We start from the raw sequence: 20,389 nt of genomic DNA on the forward strand, positions 1-20,389 counted from the left end.
CTCCTTTTTAACATCACTACTCTTAAAGTGAAACCCAATAATCTCTGTGAATGACTTCATAATTATGTCTTTCGCCTCTTGCTTGAATATCCTGGCTTTGCATACCTTTTACCACTCTTAATTCCTCTGCGCTATATGTGCATTGCCCTTTTCCAATGACTCGCCCTTGTTGCGTCATAACTTCTACGACATCACCAACTTTGAAAAATCCTGACACATTTGTAACGCCAGCAGGAAGAAGACTTTTACCTTGCTGAATGATAGCAGTAGCTGCTCCGGCGTCTACTTCAATTTGTCCGCTAACAAGCGAATGCAAAGCGATCCATTGCTTGTTCATCTTCATTTCTTTTTGAGGAGTATTTCCCACATACGTTCCATCACCTTTGCCCTTTAAAACATCTACAAATTTCTCTTGTCCACGCCCTGTTCCGATAAATACACTCACGCCAAGAGAAAGTGATGTCTTCGCAGCATCAATTTTTGATTTCATTCCGCCAGTCCCAAGTTTGGTCCCAGCATCTCCTGCAAGTGAAGCAATTTCTTCTGTAACTTCAGGAAGGAAATAATATTTTTTCGCATCCGCATTTTTCTGAGGATTTTTGTCATATAAACCGTTCACATCCGTAAAAATCATAAGCATATCTGCCGAAACAAGTCCGCTTACTAAAGCTGACAGCATATCATTATCTCCGAACGTTAGCTCCTCTAAAGAGATGGAATCATTTTCATTAATGATTGGAAGAGCAGAACGGTTTAGTAATTCTCCTAAAGTAGCGTAAGCGTTACTATATTGTTCTTTTCTAGAAAAATCACTTCTCGTCAGCAATAATTGCGCAGTAACGATGTCATATTTACGAAATTCCTCCGTGTACGCCTGCATTAACAAACTTTGCCCAACAGCAGCAGCAGCCTGTTTTCCTTTAATTGTCACAGGTCTGCTAGGATAGCCTAGAGCAGAAAAACCTGCAGCGACGGCGCCAGATGTAATTAACAAAACTTCATGCCCTTCTTCTTTCAATCGAGCCAATGCGGCAACGTGATCTGAAAGTTGTTCTTTAGAAATTCCTCCGTGACTATCTGCCAAGGAACTGCTCCCAATCTTTACAACAATTCGTTGTTTTTTCACTTTTGTATCCCCCAAGTCTAAAATCAAAGTTTTTTATAGATTACACTTTTATTCATTCTGCTAGGTGCAGCGACTTCTATTCTCACCAATGCTGCACCTGGCCTATTAAAGAGCAAAATAAAAATGACCGCTTCGCCCTTAATAAAATAAAAAGGACGAAACGGTCATTGTTCCGCGGTACCACCTTAATTGATATACATAGATATCCACTTGGCGCCTATAACGCAGGCGAACGCCTAAACTTTCATTTAAGACTCAGGGATAGGTTCGATATATTCTATACGAGGAATCTTTCAGCCGGTGAATTCCACTCTCTTTCGCAAGAAGACATATGTACTATTTCCCTTCAACGATTTTCGGTTTAATTTTTTATATTATGCGATATAATTTAATTTGGTGTCAAGAGGTATTTTAAAAATAAATAGAGCGGCAAATTACTTGTATGAGATTATTACCCTACTGAATGAAAATACAAATCGATATAAAGTGAAACTTTAATCACGCGGCATTTTCAGCAGCCCCTCTTACTGCCCATTAAAGCGGGATAAATTTAACTCAGATTCATCAATATAGAACCTTAAATTAAAGTGTATATATTTACATAACGTCGAATATAATTGATTTTTAACTTTTGGTGTTGCAAAAAGAAATATATTCTCTTAGAATGTTTCTTTATATTGCATGAAGATGTTATTGTTATTTTAAGATAACAATTTCGAAAGGAAATAATTTATTATAAAAGGAGCAAGATTGAGTAATTATGGACAAACAAATTGGATTCATCGGATGCGGAAATATGGGGATGGCTATCATTGGCGGGATGCTAAACAAAAAGATAGTGTCTGCAAATCATGTTATTTGTTCGGATTTAAACACTACGAATTTAAAACACGCTAACGAAAAATATGGGCTAACTACAACTACTGACAATAATGAAGTAGCTAAAAATGCTGATATTTTAATTTTATCAATTAAACCAGACCTATACGCATCAATCATTAACGAAATAAAAGAAGTAATCAAAAACGACGTTATCGTCGTAACGATCGCTGCTGGAAAAAGCATCAAAAGTACAGAGGAATCTTTTGATAAGAAATTAAAAGTTGTACGTGTAATGCCTAATACCCCTGCTCTTGTTGGAGAAGGAATGTCTGCATTATGCCCTAATGAAATGGTGACAAAAAAAGATTTAGAAGATGTGCTAAACATTTTCAATAGCTTTGGTCAAGCAGAAATCGTAAGTGAAAAATTAATGGATGTTGTTACATCAGTAAGTGGTTCTTCACCAGCATACGTATATATGATTATTGAGGCGATGGCAGATGCTGCTGTACTAGACGGTATGCCAAGAAATCAAGCATATAAATTCGCAGCTCAAGCTGTATTAGGCTCTGCTAAAATGGTACTAGAAACAGGAATACATCCAGGTGAATTGAAAGATATGGTTTGTTCTCCTGGTGGAACAACGATAGAGGCTGTAGCAACATTAGAGGAAAAAGGCTTACGAACAGCCATAATTTCAGCTATGCAGCGCTGTACGCAAAAGTCTATTGAACTGTCTGGTCAAACAAAAAAATAAAACGATAAAAGAGATCACGTTAGCTATGAATTTAGTTGATAAATTGTGGACTACATACTATCTCGCTTTCACTAAATGATAAACGGACAAACTCATATATATTTGAGTTTGTCCGTTCTTTTGGTTATACTGAGATAATTTTATTTATCTCTTCTTGTAAGATTTTAGTTTTATCCCTTCCTTATTCCCTACTACGCTTGTGTAATTTTATTAGAAACTAATAATTTTTCAATGCATTTCGGTAACATATCTAATAATGTTTCAAATGCGTAATTTACATCTAGACGTTCTGTCCATTGATGTGCATCTTTTCCTACCGGCCCCATATTTAATACTGGAACGTCAAACTCTTCTAGTTCCTGAAGCGGAATCGAGTAACCTTTATCCCACAATGGCATATTGTCTACAAGAGAGCTCATTGAATGTAGTGGATTCTGTAAACCCACATAGCTCAAATCTGAAATTCCTCCAAAATAATTTTGGTTTTCAAATGTAATGTTATGATTGTAGTGTGCATACTTTTCCATTTCTGCAACTACTTCTTTAATTAACGGGTTGTTGCGTGAACTTACAGCTGGATAATATGGCGGAGCAAAGAAAAGTACAATCATCGGCGCCTTTTCTTTACATAAAATAGCTAATTTATCTACTAAATCAATCGTTACTGCACGATCATCTTTATCTTCTCTATTTTTTATTATACTAGATTGAATATCATCTATTTTCTTTTGCCCATGTTGTTCAATTGCATAAGCGATAAGCTCTTCATACATTAATACATTTACTTTCATATTAGGCGGTATAAACGGATTATATTTAGAAAAACGATATGCTTGCTTTTCATATGATTCTTCTATTTTCTCTGCTACTTTCGTTACTTTTTGACGTAACAATGAAACGACATCTGTCATTGATTTTTCTAGTAAAAACAAATTAAATAATGTAACGGCACGATGCGGAATTTGGACAGAATAATCCTCCTTTAAGTCCCTTTGAAGTAAGTTAGTTGGCGGAGGACTCGCTTCCCCTTCTACAATATCACAAAGGTCTGTATTCAACTCTAATTCTGCTGTTATTAATGAAGCCATATAACTCCCATTTAAGCCTGCAAATGGTTCACCTACATGTGTCTCTTTTCCGTAGCAAAGAAATCCAGGTAACACTTTACCAATAGTACCAGTATAAATATACTTATTTTGGTCACCAGGGTGTCGTGAAAACATAGGCTCTGAATTTAATACCGTTTTATAATCCAAGTTATGTTCTCTTGCTAACTCTAGTAGTCTTGGAACAGCAGCTCTCATCCCTACAGAGTTTACTTCTTCATCTGGAACAGCTAATAAAAGTACATTCCCATCAAATCTTTCTTCACAAGCTTGCTCAATCATCGCCATTTGTAACGCAAGGCCGCATTTCATGTCCATTGTTCCTCTACCAAATAACCAATCTCCTTGTTCTATATCCTCACGTACATGATCTGGTAGTTCATCTTTATGAGAATAAAACATAGACGTTAACTTTTTAGGGTTGAATGCATCTTCTTTCCACACTCCGTAATCTTGTACATCTACAACATCAAAGTGACTAACTAGAATTACTGTATTTTTTGTACTATCGCTTTTCTTTACGAGGGCTGTAACAAAATATCGTCCGTCTCCCGTCGGATTTTTTTGCAAATACTGCGGGTTTTCTTTAAAGTACTGTAAATCAGATAATTGTTCCACAACAAGGTCTGGCAATATTACTTCAGCTTCTGTACCTGTAATACTAGGAATTTCAACAAGACTACTTAATAATTGAATTAATTGTTCTTTTGATTGCCACTTTGACATATAAATCCCCCTATTTTTCCGCATTATGAAAATGAATTCCAGTATATGAATAAAAAATGACGACAGTTATCAAAATTATAGTTCTGATGTACTGCCGATTTTTATTGATATTTCATGAGCTGCTTGTTTTACCTTACTAATAAGAAAAGATAGTCGATCATCATTAATGCGATGACTAATTAACCCAACACTTAATGCTCCTACTACTTTATGATTAAATCCGATAATCGGTGCAGCTACTGAAGCCGTCCCTTCTGTTTTTTCACCATAACTTACCGCATATCCTTCATTTCTTATTTGCTTTATTTGCTCTAAAAGAATGCGCTTTTGTTCTGGTAAAGAAGACAATAAACGTTCTACAATATGTTCCATTTCATTCATTTTCATATTGGCAAGCATTGTTTTGTTTGCAGCACCAATTGAAAGTGGAATCTGTTCCCCTAAGTTATCAATAACTCGAATCTTTAAAGGGCTATCAATTCTTTCAATGATAATAGAATGCGTTCCATTTGGAATATTTAAATACACACTCTCTTCCACTTCAGAGGCTAACCGCTTCATCACTTCTCTTGCTACAGATCTGTAGTCTACTTTCTCCAATTGACGTAATCCTATTTCCATCCACATTGGCCCAATTTTGTACTGTTTCGTTTCTGCAATTTGCGTAACTAACCCATGCTCGATTAGAGAATTAAGTAATCTATGTACTGTACTAACTGGGAGATGTGTTCTATCCGCTATATCAGAAATAGCCCAATACTCTTTTTCATTAGTAGAATTTAACAACTTTATAATACTTATCGCTCGATCAATGGACTGTACCATAACTCACCTCAACTTGACTTGTAATATGCTAGTACGCTCAATTACCTATCAATTTAACAAAAATTTAAAATGAAATCAATCTATTTATTCAATTTTCTAAAAATAAAAATATGTCGCTAATAATAAATTGAAAACGCAATCAAAAAAATATTGACTTTTCTTTTTAATTATCTGAAAATTATAACAAGATTTCACATCACGGAATACATTCCATAATACGGAAAAACATCGAACTTCATTCTATCAACTACGAAAGTGAGGAAAACAATGACGCAAGTAAGCAATACAAACAATGAATTAAAACGAACGATGAAAAGTAGACACTTATTCATGATTGCACTCGGTGGTGTGATTGGAACGGGGTTATTTAACGGATCTGGTTTTATCATAAGTCAAGCTGGACCTGGTGGATCCGTACTTGCCTTTATGGCTGGTGGATTATTAATGTATTTCGTTATGCTTTGTCTTGGTGAACTTGCTGTAGCCATGCCTGTTTCAGGTTCGTTCCAGGAATATGCCACTAAGTTCATCAATCCTGCAACTGGATTTACGATCGGATGGTTATATTGGTTAAGCTGGGCGAATACGACCGGTCTTGAATTTACAACTGCCGGCATTACAATGCAGCGCTGGTTTCCTGATATTCCCGTCTGGGTTTGGTGTTTAATATTTGGCGTTACAATCTTCACTATTAACGCATTATCTGCTCGTAGTTATGCAGAAACAGAATTTTGGTTTTCAAGTATAAAAGTATCTGCCATTATAGCTTTTATTATCCTTGGCGGCGCCGCTATGTTCGGTTTTATTGATTTAAAAGGCGACGAACCAGCCCCGTTATTATCAAATTTCGTAAATCACGGCGGTTTATTCCCAAATGGACTTGCAGCCATACTATTAACAATGGTTACTGTCAATTATTCCTTCCAAGGTACAGAACTTGTTGGAATCGCAGCAGGTGAAAGTGAAGATCCAGCAAAAACTTTACCTCGTTCAATTAGAAATATTATATGGCGCACGATGTTTTTCTTCGTCTTAGCAATTTTTGTTCTTGTTGCTTTAATTCCTTGGGAAGAAGCAGGATTAACAAAAAGCCCGTTCGTTGCTGTTTTTGATAATATAGGTATTCCCTATGCAGCTGATATTATGAACTTTGTTATTCTTACTGCTGTTCTTTCTGTCGCAAACTCTGGACTGTACGCTGCAACTCGCATGCTTTGGTCATTATCAAAAAATGAAATGGCTCCGGCCTTTTTAAAGAAATTATCTTCACGAGGGATACCTTTAAACGCTTTAATTTTGACAATTTCTATTTCTGCTTTTTCTCTTTTAACAAGCGTCGTAGCTGCTGAAACAGTTTACTTATGGTTAATTTCCATTTCTGGCGTCATAACAATCATTGTTTGGATGTCAATTTGTATCTCTCAATTCTTTTTCCGTAAGCATTATTTAGCAGACGGTGGAAGACTAGAAGACTTAAAATTTAAAACTCCACTTTATCCACTTGTACCAATTCTTGGTTTTGGATTGTATGGCATTATATTAATTAGTCTTATCTTTATCCCTGAACAACGACTTGGAATCTATTGCACTGTACCATTTATCATCTTTTGCTACACTTACTATCATTTTAAAGTTAAGAAAAGAATTGCTACAAACACTCGTAGTGAAAGTAAAATTAGCGAGACTATGTAATACTATACTTATATATAAAAGACCGCACATGACTTTCACCTTATGTGCGGTCTTTTATCCTTTTCACTTTTTCTTTGATTTCAAGTTATGCGAAGGATGATATTTATATCGTTTCAACAGTCAATGCTACTAGCAATTTTGATTTCTTACTGTTTATAAGTTAATAATTTTCCTTACACTTATTGTTTTGATATATTGAATATATAATGCCAAAAAATTTTAAAATAGACAGGGGTTATGTACGATGATAAAAGGTTTCGGGGGAATATTTTGGAGAACTAAAAATATTGATGTTATAAAAAAATGGTACAGTGAAGTGTTGAAAATTGAAATAGACAATTGGAATGGGACTGTGATTAAGCCCCAATTAGGAAATGAAACTATTTTTTCTTTCTTTACCGAAAATGATAATTATTTTCCAACAGAACAGCAAGTGATGTTAAATTTCCAAGTACATAATATGAATGAGACTATTCAGCATCTTGAACAAATTGGTGTACCTCTTGAAAAGAAAGAAGAAATTAGTGAGTTCGGAAAGTTTATTTGGATTAAAGATCCTGATGGTCGTCTAATTGAGCTTTGGGAAAAATAGACGGTAATAATCATTTGCTATTAAGCTAATGATTGCTTTCGTTTCACAAAATAAAAAAGTCGATTTCTTAACTCCACAGGAAATCGACTTTTTTTCGTATCCCATCGCCATAAAAGGAAACTACTTCCCTTCATTAGATTGTTTGCGAACATAAGATGCGAAAAATAGTTTTTTCTGGCTGCTTATTTACCCCTTTTAATTCGCTTTAAAATTATATAATGGCTTAATAATGTGCTTTATATCTATTGTTTCTTTCGTATTTTCGATAATTTCATCCATTGGCTTATATACCATTGGTGCCTCATCAATTGTGCTTTCTACTACCGATGTAGTCCACACCTCTGTCATCGTATTTTGAAATTCCTCTAGACTCAATGATTCTTTAGCCTTCTTACGACTCATGATACGTCCTGCCCCATGCGGACCAGAAAAATTCCAATCTGGATTACCTTTACCAAATGCAATAATTGAACCATCTCTCATGTTAATTGGAATAATGACTCGTTCATCTTTCTGAGCTGAAATAGCACCTTTTCGTAGAATCATATTTTCCATGTCAATATAGTTATGTATTGTAGTAAATTGATCCGTAATTTTCCAGTCCATTTTCGTAACAATTTCATCAATCATTGCTTTACGATTTAACGCAGCATACTTTTGGGCAATATTCATGTCATTCATATAATCTTTGAATCCTTGCCCTTCTAAATAAGCTAGTTCTTTACGAATCTTAGGCTTCTGAATTCCTCGTAAAGTTTCTTGTATTTCTTTTGCTCTCCCTTCTTCAGTTAATCTCTTAATAATCTCATCTTTCATTGATGTAACATCAATTAATTGTTCATATGCGAAATTTTGGTAATACTCTGCTATTTGTTTACCTAAATTACGAGAACCACTATGAATGACAATATATACATTCCCTTTTTCATCTTCATTTAATTCAATGAAATGATTTCCACCTCCAAGAGTACCTATACTTTTTTGAGCCCGCTGTAATGTATATGGCGCCTTTACACCATCAAAATCAATCATTTTTGAGAATCGATGTTCTTTATCTCGGATACGAAAACCACTTGGAACAAATTTACGAATTGTTTCGTCTAAACAATCGAAATTAATTTCTTCTTTTTTCTTATCAATCACAACAACTTCCATTCCACACCCAATGTCTACCCCTACAAGATTAGGAACAATTTTATCTTGTATTGTCATTGTTGTCCCAATCGTACAACCTGCTCCTGCATGTGTATCTGGCATAATACGAATTTGACTATTCTTTACGAATTCTTGGTTACAAAGATCAATAATCTGCCCAGTCGCAGTCTCATCAACGTTATTCGTAAATACTTTCGCTTCATTGTATTTTCCATGTAATTTCAACATCTTTCATGTCCCCTTTCTTTTGAAAGAATTATTTTATTACGTTGTATGTGTTCTATTCAATACTTTCATCTACCTTCTGCTTTCCATTATATATGTACGATGTCCTTCACAATAAAAAAATTATGATGATTCATCTTATTTACATAATAAAATTACCGTCTTCTTATATTTATACCTACACATGAGTATTCCACGTCCTCGATATCTGTTATATATAACAAAAACTCCCCTTACATCGAAAATGATTAAGGGGAGTTTTATAGCCGATAAAATTATAGTTCAGATTTCACCCGAACAGAAACATTGTTTTTAATTATTTTTTTGACTTCTTTAAAGCTAATAAAATTGTTACTTTCCTCATCCCAAAGACGGAAACGGAGTGATCGTAAGCTTGTAGCAAGAGTAATCGTTGGTACATTTTTTAATGGAAGCGTATTATTGTGTGCCTCTTCTAGTTTATAGTTAGGTACTCTTGGACTTAAATGGTGAACATGATGGAATCCAATATTACCAGTTAGGAATTGCAAGATTTTTGGAAGTTTATAAAATGAACTTCCTTCTACAGCTGCTTTCACATATTCCCAATCTTTATCCTCTTCAAAGTAAGAATCCTCGAATGTGTGCTGTACGTAAAACAGCCAAATCCCTACTGAACCTGCTATTAAGAATATCGTACCATGTACTAGCAGGAACGATTGCCATCCAATTCCCCAGCAAAGTATTGCTACTACAGCAACGATTATAATATTCGTCAAATAAGTATTCATACGTTCTTTCTGTCTAGCACCTTTTCGGTTAAATCTATTTTTAAGCAAGAAAACATAAATCGGGCCTAATCCAAACATTACGAATGGATTGCGATATAAACGATATGCTAAACGAAGTCTAAATGGCGCAGCCACATATTCATCCACCGTAAGCGTCCAAATATCTCCTGTACCCCGCTTATCCAAATTACCACTTGTAGCGTGATGAATAGCATGCTCATGTCCCCATTGATCAAATGGGAATAACGTTAACACACCCATACATGTCCCTACTATTCTATTGGCAGGTCGACTTTTAAAGAATGAATAATGGGTACAATCATGAAAAATTATGAAAATTCGTGTCATAAAACCAGCAGCTAACAGAGATGGAACTAATGCTAACAGATAAGAAACAGACAAACTTTTATAAGCAAGGTACCATAAAATAACAAATGGCACGACTGTGTTAATAAGTTGCCACACACTTTTTTTAATCGTTGATTTTTCATATGGAGCAACTTGTTTTTTTAAATTTTTAGTATTTTCTAATGTCATTGTTCTTATTCCTTTCCTTTTTGTTGCTAATTCACATTATAGCATACTATTAGTATCAGGTGTTAAAAGTAACTGTAATAAATATTATATATTATAAAAATTTCTTTTTTCTTACTCATTACTTACAAATTACTTACGGCCAAAAAGGCTTCTATAATTGGACTGATGGATCATTTCATTTATAAAAGAGACATCTATTTTTTTCCAATAAATACATAAAAAAGCAGAGAACTTTTTCACAAGAAAAAAGAGTTGCCACAAGTCAGGTTTCACCAACTTATGACAGCTCCTTTTCATTTTATTTTAGCGATGGATCCAAACTGCACCCGCAGACTTGTCATCAGCTTGACCTACTACTTCAAACTTCAATCCTAGTTTCGGCAACTTACGTCCGGCATCTGGAATAACGCTATTAATGTATTGCTTAGAATCATCAAATTTCGTAACTCCTGATAATCCTTTATAATCAAAGATACCGCGAGTTGGTGAATCTACTCTCCATGCTGGCGTTTGATCAAATGAGAATGCCGCATCGGCAATTTGATAACGCGTACTGCTCTTCACAGTTGGTTGTCCGTTTAATGTTCCTACAATTGCCTCTGGATGAGAATCAACTACCCCAAGGAATCCTTCGCCTGGATGAACGCCTACCCAGTTATCTGTAAAGCTTTGATCCGCATACCAAACAACCATTCCTGTATTAAATACTGGACCACGTGCATGTTGTAACGCCGTGTCAGATCCAGCATAATTTCGCCACTCAATATAGTAGTTATTTTTTTTCTGTTCAAATCCGTTCGACACAGTAAATCCTTTTAGCGTCATTGCTGGCTGGCCTTCTGCATCATCAGAGAATACAACTTTTCCATCTACAGTTAATGCTGCATTGTCTAACGCAAATCCTTTATAAGCTACCGCAATATCTGTTACATACTCAAATTGTAATTTTACTTTCTTTCCTTTGAATTGACTTAAATCGTATGATTTATCAACCCACTTACCATCCGTTGTATCTATACCGGCTTTTACATCTTTTTCGCCCATTCTATCAATTCGCGTCTTCGTTCCATCTTCTGCAATCGCATTTACGTCAAGGAAATCATACTTCGCTTCCAGTTCATAAAATGCCTTATAATCAAACTTAGCGTCTTTTGCATTTGTTAAGTCAAATACTGGTGTCTCAAGTGTTGTATGAATATCATTTCCTTTTGTGCTGTAATAAAACTTCTTACCAAATGCCGATTCGATATTTTTTATATCTTTGTCTGGTAAGTTAACTCGAATGATTCCTGGTCGTTTTGATTTTGTAACACTTTGATCTAAATATGTTGCTGTACCGATTCCTGTGCGCAGTTTATCGTAATCTACCTCAACGATATTCGCCCAGTTACCCTGCATATTCTTTTGGAAAAATTCTTTATTCTGTGGTGAGAAACTTGTTGGCTCTGTTCCTGCAATTTTTCCAGCCCAACTACCGCCGCTCATAATAGACCATGATTCAACAGGTTCACCTTGTCCAGAGTACTTTGTATCATATTCATCTGGTAATCCTAAATCATGACCGTACTCATGCGCGAACACACCAACTGCTCCATCTTCAGGCTCAATTGTATAATCGTATGCAGCCATCTTGCCGCCCCAGTTCGAAACAGAAGATTTCGTACCATCAATCGCATATGGTTTTGAGCCTAGTTTTGAACGATGAGACCAAATCGCATCATCTTTTAATTTACCACCGCCAGCTTCTTGACCCACGCCTGCATGTACTACCATTAAATGATCAATGATTCCATCTGGCTCATTTTTATTTCCATCACCATCTTGGTCGTATTGATCAAATTGATCATAATCAGCTAAATTAATGCCTTTTGCTACCGCTGCTTTCAATGCTTCTTTCACAAAATCTTTTGGGCCTAAAGGACCTTTATTGTCATGACCAGTTCCCGCATCAGCACCATAATCTGACGCTTTTCCTGGAACAGTAAGCCATTCCGTTACAGTTCCATCAACTGTGTAGCTTCCGCCAGATTGTTCTTCATAATACTGTTTAAATGTATTAATCTTTGATCCATCAAATAACGTAAATGGCTCATCACCAAATAACATTTTTTGATAATGTTCACGATTAAAGTCCTTAGAATACATATAACCCGGTTCTTGATCAATATTATTATGCTTAAAATCGCTAAATTCTACGAGTAACACAAGTACTTTATCTTTTCGAACAGCCCCATTGTACTCAGCTTGCTTCGCTGGTGTAGTTGGTACTTTTCCATTTAATTTTCCTGGGTTCAATCCTGCACCTTGTCCAGCTACTGGTCCTACTTCGGGCTGCTGCGCCTGTTCATTTTCCTGCATTTTTGTATCTTTTACTTTTTTCATAAAATCTGAAGCTTCTTGCGTAAGATTATCTCCTGTCAAGATTTCTTTTCCAGGGTTTTCCCCTTTCTTTTTCTCAACATATTTTTCGACAGCCTTTGATGTCTCAGCTTGTGATGCAGATTCATCAATTACTCCCCTTTGCTTCAGTGCTTCTGCCAATCGCTCCTCCGGTATTAAATGCTCATCAATTGGTAGAGATGGTGGCGCATCAGCATATGCTGCATGGCTTCCAAAAGCAAATGTACTACTTAGCACGGCTGCTGTTGTTAATACCGCTAAAGGTTTTAATTTCTTTTTCTTTTTCAATGTATTTCCTCCCCAGTGTCTGCAAATTATCGTTTTTTGCCGATAGCAATATAATATTCGTTATAATACGAATATTCAATCTTTTTAAAGTGCTAAAATGTTGAGAAATATTTTTTCTAGGGTGAAAAACATAAAATAGGTAAATTTACAGGAAGTTCACTCTAGAATTTGTGATTCTCTTTCCTCTTTTTTTCGAGTGAAATCTCATCTACACAAAAAATGCCAATTCCTAAGTAGTAGCTAAGGAATTGGCATTTTTTTAAAGAGAATGCTTTATGAATAAACGGCTTGCTTCTTCTGGTACATAGAACTTACCATTGCTTTCTACAACAACACTTCCTAGTTCATAATCTTTATTCTTAATACGAATTATATTTTTGTTAACAAATAATTGAGCTGTTACATTATTATGTTTTACTATGAGTACAGGGTTCGCTACATCAGTTTTATCTATTGTTACAGTTGCACCATTCTGCTTAAAAGCTAATTCACTCTCTACAAATAATTTGTTTGTTACTTCTTCTAAGTTAAAGCCCATCGCTTTCGCCATCGTCTTCGCAACATCCGTGTTTTGGATCAAACCGCATGGTTTTTGAGGACCGTAAGAATATAAAAATACATCCTCACCAGTATGGCCTCCTGTTGTAAAGCCTATGTTCGCGCGGTTAGCCAATAATGTAGTGAAAATTGGACCTACATCTATTTTCTTTTTAGCCGCTTGTAACCTCTCTTTTTCACCATAAGTTAAATGATCCAAGCCGTATAACTTAGCTACATCTTCTACATTTGATAAATCAGATTTCAAATTATTTATAGTCCCTTCAAGAGTCATTCTCACTTTTTTCAATGGATCAATATATGCAGAGACCGGCGTAGTATTATATCCTTTTGTCGTATTCATATTGCCAATAGAAATACCACTGTTACCATGGTCAGCTACGGCTATTAGCATCGTATTACCATCTTTTTTTGCAAATTTTAATGCTTCTGCAACGGCATTATCAAATGCCAATACATCACTAATCATCCCAATTGGATCATTCACATGAGCTGCCCAGTCTGGCTTGCTTCCTTCCACAAATAAAAAGAATCCGTCTTTATCTTTTGATAGCGTTTCAATTGCTTTTTCCGTCATTTGCGAAAGCGTTGGTTGCTTTGGATTTGTTGCTTCACGATCCATATCAAAAGCTAAGGCATTATGTGAAAAAGAGCCCCAAATTTTATTAGATTTAGATTTCAATAATGCCTCTTTCGTTTCCACAAATTCGTATCCTTTGTTTTGAATTACTTCTATTAAATCTTCACCATCTTTTCGAATTCCACTACTTTTCACAGGGAGAAGTGCCGCTTTTCCCCCGCCTAATACGACATCTATATTTTGATACACTTGCTGCTCCGCGAGCACTTCAAAATTTTTACGATTCACATGATGTGCGGAGAATCCAGCAGGAGTAGCATGCTGAATTTCAGCTGTAGCAACAATTCCAGTAGCGCGACCAGTACGTTTGGCACCTTCTAGAACATTGGCAACTGGCCGTAACTTGTCCTCTTTTTTTATTGGTTTTAAGCCAGGTGAACTTACAATAGACGGTAATACACCTACATATCCTGAATTCGATTTATTCCCAGTCGCTAAAGCTGTTGCTGCTGGGGCTGAGTCTGTTATAGCTGATTCCGCCGAATATGTACGAACTCCTCCTGTTACCATTTCATCTAATGCAAGTGGTTTCCCTTTATACAAACGAGCTAATGTCGTTGCTGAAGAACTCGTTCCGTCCATAACCATTATGATTACATTTTTCGGTTGCCGTTCTACTTTTTTCACTTTCGCTTCCACCGAATAATAATTCATCATGCTTTCAGTACATAACATACTTAGTGTGATTGTTCCTACTAACAGTAACTTCTTCATCAGTAAACCCAAATTCGACATTGTTGTTCCTCCGTATGTTTTACATTCATTTATATATGTTTTATTAGTCCCCAATTTTCATGAAGCTAACAATCATTACCTTCACTTTCTTTTATTAGTAAGGCAACGAACGCTACCTATCATAGCTTTTTATGTTCAAATAACTTGGGACCACACCTATTTTATAAAACCGTCTTATCATTCTCTTCCCTAAAATTTATTTATCAATAAAAATCCGATTAAAATAAATAAGAATTTATTGTTAAACGATAAATTTCGTGTTAAATTAAAAAGATAATTTAAAAATGAGGTGCTTTATATGAAACAAGGATCAACACTCTTTTTAAAGACAGCAATCATCCTTATCGGTATTCCTGTTCTTGCTTTGTGTATATTTTTAATTCCTAATATCGGGAATTATGCAGCGAAATTGTACCCGGATATCGCATATATAAAATATCTTGTTTTAATCAATCTATATGCAACAGTGATACCTTTTTATTTTGCTCTATATCAAGCCTTTAAACTTGTAAGCTACATTGACAATGGTAACGCCTTCTCAAAATTATCTGTTAGAGCTTTAAAAAAGATAAAACAATGTGCTGTTACAATTAGTATATTATATGCAGTAGGCATGCCACTTTTCTATCTTGTAGCAGAGAGAGATGACGCGCCAGGTATTATTATAATTGGAATGATCCTTATCTTTGCTTCAATGGTTATCGCAGTCTTTGCTGCCGTTCTCCAAAGACTTTTAAAAGATGCGATAGATATAAAATCAGAAAATGATTTAACGGTCTGAGGTGAATAACATGGCAATAATAATTAATATTGATGTAATGTTAGCGAAACGTAAAATGAGTGTAACTGAACTTTCAGAGAAGGTTGGTATTACAATGGCTAACCTTTCTATATTAAAAAATGGAAAAGCAAAAGCAATTAGAATTACAACTTTAGATGCTATTTGTAAAGCGTTAGAATGCCAACCAGGGGATATTTTAGAATATCAACCAGAAGATACCGAATAAAAAGAGTCCTTCTCGTATGAAGGACTCTTTTTATTCGGCATTATGGCGCAAAACTAACTCGACCAGTCAAAACTAAAATAATCGCGATGATCCAAAATATAAAGAATGATAAGGACAGTATGAATGAAAGAATAGCAATTCCCTTCTTCTCGTTTTTTTTCGTCATCGTAATGACAGAAAGTATGATACCTGCAACTGTGAGGGCAACTGTAATATAATCCCCCACTATATTACCTGCATTGGCTATCCTTGTCGGTGTTATAAAAACGAACAGAAAACAGAAAACGCCGATGAGTAAAGATATGTAGCTTATTATACTGTACTTCTTTTTAGGAACTATTTCAGTTTTCATACTAACACACCCCTTCTCTATAGCTATGTGTTTATATTAGCATGAATAACCATAATTTGGTTAAATCAATAAAAAAACAGATACAGCGGGAACTTCCACTGTATCTGTTTTTTATTTAATAACTAAACCTGCTATTTCTTCTTTATCATTATAAGTTATAATAAATGTCCGTTGTTCTTTACTATATTTCGCTACAAGAATAACCGTATATAAACCATCTTTTTCTTCAATCGATTGTTTTTCAATTTTTTCGAATGTACCAGCTTTCTCGATTATAGGTGTAAGATCTTTCATCTTTTCTTCTGACAATGCAGCTGTCATTTTACTATCAAATTTCTCATGCACTTCTTTATATTTTGCCTCATTTAATAATGATACAACTTCTTCCGCTTTCGAAATAAATTTTTTAGACGTACTTTCATCTACTTTATTACCGGTACATGCTGCAAGTGCAAACACCGCGATAGCACTTATAATAATAAGTAACATTCTTCTCATTTTCATACACCCTTTCTTTTTAAAATGAAACTATAACTAAAAACAAGTAAAGCACAAATTGCTATTGAAACTTCTGACATAATGATCCCGCTTTTCCCTTGTACATATAGCGATATAATGCCCGCTAATGCATTTGCAGTCCCATGGATGAAAATTGCATATACAACATAACATAATTTCTTTTGGACGACAGCTTGCAATACAATGAAGGAAAGCCCAATATGCAATACCATCGCGAAGATGCGCTCAATACCGCCGAAATAGTAACTGTCGCCATTTTGAATGGCTGTTTGTGACAATAATAAGGATATTACCGGAATTCCAACTATCAACACTGCCTCAATACCACCATGCCCTGCTCCAAATAAAAAGCCAGACTGCCAATCTCGTTGCTTCATAAAATAACGCATTGCAATAAAACGAGCTATCTCTTCAAAAATTCCAGCTGATAAACTAAGCAAAAGTACAAATAATACAGGCTGCATGACTGAAAACATTTGAAAATCTGTGCTAGTTCCATTTACATAATTCAGTATTGGTATGCGAATCAATATTTGTGATACAACAAAAGCCAATACACCTAACATATATGGAATATAGCGTTTCTTCCAAACTGCATATAAAAGTGCTACAAGCGGTAAACCAAAGCTAATCATTGTTGTAAAAATAAGACCATTCATCTCGCTTCACCTCTTACTTGAAGTGTATAAAAATAAGTGAAGGAAGTATGTAGTTCTTTCCTATTCGGTTTCATTTTCATCATAGATGGTCATTTCATCTCTTTTAATATAAATGTTTGTGTGAAATAAGGACTTACATAAGTTGTCTCTAACGTCGCGTTATTTGTTTTATTCATAATCCGTTTTAACGAAAATAGCCCGTATCCTCGAGCTCCGTCTTTACTTGAATGGTTTTTCTCATAAATTTTTTGCAAATCAATCGCTTCACTCTTTGAACTATTACGCACGATAAAATATTGTCGTGAATCCATTTCAAAGAAGGCGATTTGCAATATCTTTTCCTCACTATGTACCGCTTCTTCAATTGCATTGTCTACTAAAACTGAAATGATGCGAATAAATGAAATAATCGTCATCGAAACACTTTCAATGTTCTCTGGTATATCGAGCATTACTTTTATTTGATGCTGCTGAGCAGTGCCAACTTTCGCTCTTAATACACTTCTCACTTCAGGAATATGTACGCGAGATAATTTCGCAATATCAAGTTCATGATCATTTATTGTTTTTAACGTAGGAGCTACAACGTCATAATACACTTGCTCAATTTCTTTCACATTTTTTGTACGTATGCCCTCTTCTAACGATAGTAATACATTCATATAATCATGACGGAAACTAGCAAGCTCATCATGCATATCCTCTAATTTCTCCACATAATCTAATAACTCTTTATCTAAGCGTTTTTCATGCTCTTCTTGCAACTTTTCTTTCGATAAGTGTGAGCTTATTAGCACAATGATTAGTAATAATAAAAATATAATAATCGCTGAAATATAACTTACTTCACTGTATTGTTGATTTAATTGTGCTAATAACGCAGAAGATGGCTGAGTTAAGATTAATTCAATAATAAACCCGGCAATTAATAATATATAAGTTACATAGTATAGCGGACTACCTACTATATATTGAGCAATTTTTTGGATTCTTTTACGGGCTACAAAAATACCGATAAAAGTAAGTGTCGATACGATTAGATGAATTATGCTACCTGTCCATAAATATAAATTGAATGCTGTTAGCATAAAGATTTTCATTCCTAAATCAAGTAGCAACATTTTTACTAACGTTATAATTACCATACTCACTAGTGCAAAATATACATTATGCTTAAATTTCAATTCATTTTGCATTAATCCTAAACTTATTAGAAACAACACAATGGTACTATTCAATTCTGGATATCTCGTAACAGTTACGACAATAGCAAGTAAAATAATGAATACTGCACTTAAAGCTATTAACATTCTAACTGATAATCTATTGTACCGGATTAATTGAATGTATAAAAACGTATGGCTTATACTAGTAAGCAGTATTGCAAATAAATCATAAATATACATTACATCTCACCCTTTAATATGTTACGTACTTTACTCACTAAACGACGAGCTACTGGAATACGTTTCCCGCTTTTTAAAACTATCATTTTTTGCTTCGCATCATAAGAAGACATTTGCTTCGTATTCACAATATATGATTGATGACAACGAAATAAACGTTCATCTATTATTTCAATTTCTTTTAAAGTCCCGTAAAAAGAAACGATTCGATCTAACGTTACTAATGCTAAACGGTGCGGTTCATCAGTCATAACATATTCAACTTCATGAAAAGGAACCCGCACAGTCGTATTACTATTCTCAACGATAAAGTCATCGGACGGAATAAGATGCTTATTACGCGCTTCATATTGGAGTAAACATTGTTCAAAAACGTTACGCCTCTCCTCGTATGGCAACCCTTTATCAATAAAAGTTAAAGCTGATACCATGTATTGATATGAAATAGGTGCAAATTCAGAATGCGTCGTTACAAACACAATAATCCCTTGCGTATCATACTTTCGTATTTCTTGCGCCACTTGTAATCCTTTACGCTCTTCTCTTTTTATCTCTATATCTAAAAAATAGATTGGAACATACCTCGCCTTAGGAATGTTGGTAATGATGTTTTCACTTTTACTAGTCACCTCTATAAAATCAAAAGGCAACATATATTTCTCGCAAATCTCTTCAACTAGCCGTTTCATTCGCTGTGCTTGTATGACATCATCTTCTAATATGAAAATACTCATGTGATCACTCGCTTTATAGAAATCTTTTTATTTATAGATTTATCTATAACTATATAATTTAAATTGTTATACCAATCCCCTTCTAAATATTTGAAAGTATTAATTTTCTTTCGTTTTTATAAAGCATAGAAAACAACCTCTACTTTCAATCAAAAAGTAGAGGTTTTATTTAAATTATTTATAAAATAACCTCTCTATCAATCACTTCCTTAAAAAATTCCGAGTAATGTGATAAAGAATAATCCGCTACATCACAATTCCCTTGAAACATACATGTCGAAATACCTAATTCTTTTGCAGGTATTAGATCTAACTCCCTGTCTCCAATAGCTAGATCAATATTGTGCTTTTTATGTAAATGATTATAAGATAAAGCGTTCGGTTTTCGGGGGTAGCCATCATCAATTGTTACCATGTCTACGAAGTATTTGTCCCAGCCGTAATGATTTAATATTGATAATACTCCTGCTCTATCTTTGTGAGTCATAATTACATTTTTATCAGCAAACTTTAAAACCTCTTCCACTTTTTCAAATGGCTTAATATCTTCTATCATAATGCGACTTTCTAATACATCAATTTCACTTAATTGTTTTGTTGATATTTCATAATAATCAATTGCGTGTGAAAATGAAACCTTTAACTTTGTATAGATCTCTTCTTCACTTATTTCCTTCCCTAAAACTTGAGAAAGAATTTTTGTATAAACTGGATACGTATCAAATAACGTCCCATCAAAATCCCATAAAATATTCATT

At 34.7% G+C, this 20,389-nt stretch carries 18 protein-coding genes and 1 other annotated feature; of the genes, 5 read left to right on the forward strand and 13 right to left on the reverse strand.

The window, feature by feature from the left end; genetic code table 11:
• Window positions 1-22: 22 nt before the first annotated feature.
• A complete protein-coding gene (gene proB, locus K5S59_RS16570; RefSeq protein ID WP_098258993.1) occupies window positions 23-1,126 on the reverse strand; it encodes a glutamate 5-kinase in 1,104 nt (367 codons plus the stop codon).
• Window positions 1,127-1,274: 148 nt separating this feature from the next.
• Window positions 1,275-1,485: a binding site (T-box leader), on the reverse strand.
• Between the two features lie 401 nt (window positions 1,486-1,886).
• On the opposite strand from proB, the gene proC reads away from it, so the two are divergent.
• Window positions 1,887-2,705 (forward strand): pyrroline-5-carboxylate reductase, encoded by an 819-nt coding sequence (gene proC, locus K5S59_RS16575; RefSeq protein WP_000360697.1) that lies wholly within the window; start codon window positions 1,887-1,889, stop codon window positions 2,703-2,705.
• A gap of 191 nt (window positions 2,706-2,896) precedes the next feature.
• Here the strand turns inward: proC and K5S59_RS16580 are convergent, their stop codons facing one another.
• Complete coding sequence (locus K5S59_RS16580) at window positions 2,897-4,561, reverse strand: M20/M25/M40 family metallo-hydrolase (protein ID WP_120450382.1); 1,665 nt, start codon at window positions 4,559-4,561, stop codon at window positions 2,897-2,899.
• Between the two features lie 51 nt (window positions 4,562-4,612).
• Window positions 4,613-5,362, reverse strand: coding sequence for an IclR family transcriptional regulator (locus K5S59_RS16585; RefSeq protein WP_000250764.1), 750 nt, complete (start codon window positions 5,360-5,362; stop codon window positions 4,613-4,615).
• Between the two features lie 267 nt (window positions 5,363-5,629).
• Between K5S59_RS16585 and K5S59_RS16590 the strand changes: the two genes are divergently transcribed.
• Together K5S59_RS16590 and K5S59_RS16595 are read left to right on the forward strand one after the other, a co-directional pair.
• On the forward strand, window positions 5,630-7,054 hold the full coding sequence (locus K5S59_RS16590) for an amino acid permease (RefSeq protein WP_120450384.1): 1,425 nt from the start codon (window positions 5,630-5,632) through the stop codon (window positions 7,052-7,054).
• Between the two features lie 244 nt (window positions 7,055-7,298).
• Window positions 7,299-7,646, forward strand: a complete 348-nt coding sequence (locus K5S59_RS16595; protein ID WP_000589578.1) for a VOC family protein — start codon at window positions 7,299-7,301, stop codon at window positions 7,644-7,646.
• A gap of 195 nt (window positions 7,647-7,841) precedes the next feature.
• On the opposite strand, the gene K5S59_RS16600 is transcribed toward K5S59_RS16595, so the two are convergent.
• The 4 genes from K5S59_RS16600 to K5S59_RS16615 form a co-directional block, all read right to left on the reverse strand.
• A complete protein-coding gene (locus K5S59_RS16600) occupies window positions 7,842-9,029 on the reverse strand; it encodes an RtcB family protein (protein WP_098258996.1) in 1,188 nt (395 codons plus the stop codon).
• Between the two features lie 272 nt (window positions 9,030-9,301).
• On the reverse strand, window positions 9,302-10,333 hold the full coding sequence (desA, locus tag K5S59_RS16605) for a Delta(5) desaturase DesA (protein ID WP_000171514.1): 1,032 nt from the start codon (window positions 10,331-10,333) through the stop codon (window positions 9,302-9,304).
• A 303-nt stretch (window positions 10,334-10,636) separates the two neighbouring features.
• The gene (locus K5S59_RS16610) at window positions 10,637-13,021 is read right to left on the reverse strand and encodes an immune inhibitor A domain-containing protein (protein WP_120450386.1); all 2,385 of its coding nucleotides are present in this window, start codon (window positions 13,019-13,021) and stop codon (window positions 10,637-10,639) included.
• Window positions 13,022-13,280: 259 nt separating this feature from the next.
• The gene (locus K5S59_RS16615) at window positions 13,281-14,954 is read right to left on the reverse strand and encodes an alkaline phosphatase (protein WP_098258998.1); all 1,674 of its coding nucleotides are present in this window, start codon (window positions 14,952-14,954) and stop codon (window positions 13,281-13,283) included.
• A 298-nt stretch (window positions 14,955-15,252) separates the two neighbouring features.
• Here K5S59_RS16615 and K5S59_RS16620 point away from each other — a divergent pair, with 298 nt between their 5' ends.
• Window positions 15,253-15,735: a DUF2975 domain-containing protein gene (locus K5S59_RS16620; protein WP_000809090.1), complete on the forward strand. Its 483-nt coding sequence runs from the start codon at window positions 15,253-15,255 to the stop codon at window positions 15,733-15,735.
• 10 nt (window positions 15,736-15,745) lie between these two features.
• Window positions 15,746-15,961, forward strand: coding sequence for a helix-turn-helix domain-containing protein (locus K5S59_RS16625; protein WP_000974615.1), 216 nt, complete (start codon window positions 15,746-15,748; stop codon window positions 15,959-15,961).
• 40 nt (window positions 15,962-16,001) lie between these two features.
• Here K5S59_RS16625 and K5S59_RS16630 read toward each other — a convergent pair whose 3' ends face one another.
• The 6 genes from K5S59_RS16630 to K5S59_RS16655 form a co-directional block, all read right to left on the reverse strand.
• Window positions 16,002-16,313: a hypothetical protein gene (locus tag K5S59_RS16630; RefSeq protein ID WP_000845554.1), complete on the reverse strand. Its 312-nt coding sequence runs from the start codon at window positions 16,311-16,313 to the stop codon at window positions 16,002-16,004.
• Window positions 16,314-16,424: 111 nt separating this feature from the next.
• A complete protein-coding gene (locus K5S59_RS16635; protein WP_001253801.1) occupies window positions 16,425-16,811 on the reverse strand; it encodes a DUF3887 domain-containing protein in 387 nt (128 codons plus the stop codon).
• 2 nt (window positions 16,812-16,813) lie between these two features.
• Window positions 16,814-17,491 (reverse strand): YhfC family glutamic-type intramembrane protease, encoded by a 678-nt coding sequence (locus K5S59_RS16640; RefSeq protein WP_120450388.1) that lies wholly within the window; start codon window positions 17,489-17,491, stop codon window positions 16,814-16,816.
• An 89-nt stretch (window positions 17,492-17,580) separates the two neighbouring features.
• On the reverse strand, window positions 17,581-18,897 hold the full coding sequence (locus K5S59_RS16645; protein ID WP_120450390.1) for a GHKL domain-containing protein: 1,317 nt from the start codon (window positions 18,895-18,897) through the stop codon (window positions 17,581-17,583).
• A complete protein-coding gene (locus tag K5S59_RS16650; RefSeq protein WP_000021641.1) occupies window positions 18,897-19,631 on the reverse strand; it encodes a response regulator transcription factor in 735 nt (244 codons plus the stop codon). Before K5S59_RS16650 ends, K5S59_RS16645 begins: the two co-directional genes overlap by 1 nt.
• Before the next feature lie 178 nt (window positions 19,632-19,809).
• Entirely contained in the window at window positions 19,810-20,388 is a 579-nt protein-coding gene (locus K5S59_RS16655) for an HAD-IA family hydrolase (RefSeq protein WP_001024256.1), read from the reverse strand.
• Window position 20,389 lies beyond the last annotated feature (1 nt).

It is taken from the genome of Bacillus sp. BML-BC051, assembly GCF_019656175.1.
GTDB lineage: Bacteria > Bacillota > Bacilli > Bacillales > Bacillaceae_G > Bacillus_A > Bacillus_A mobilis.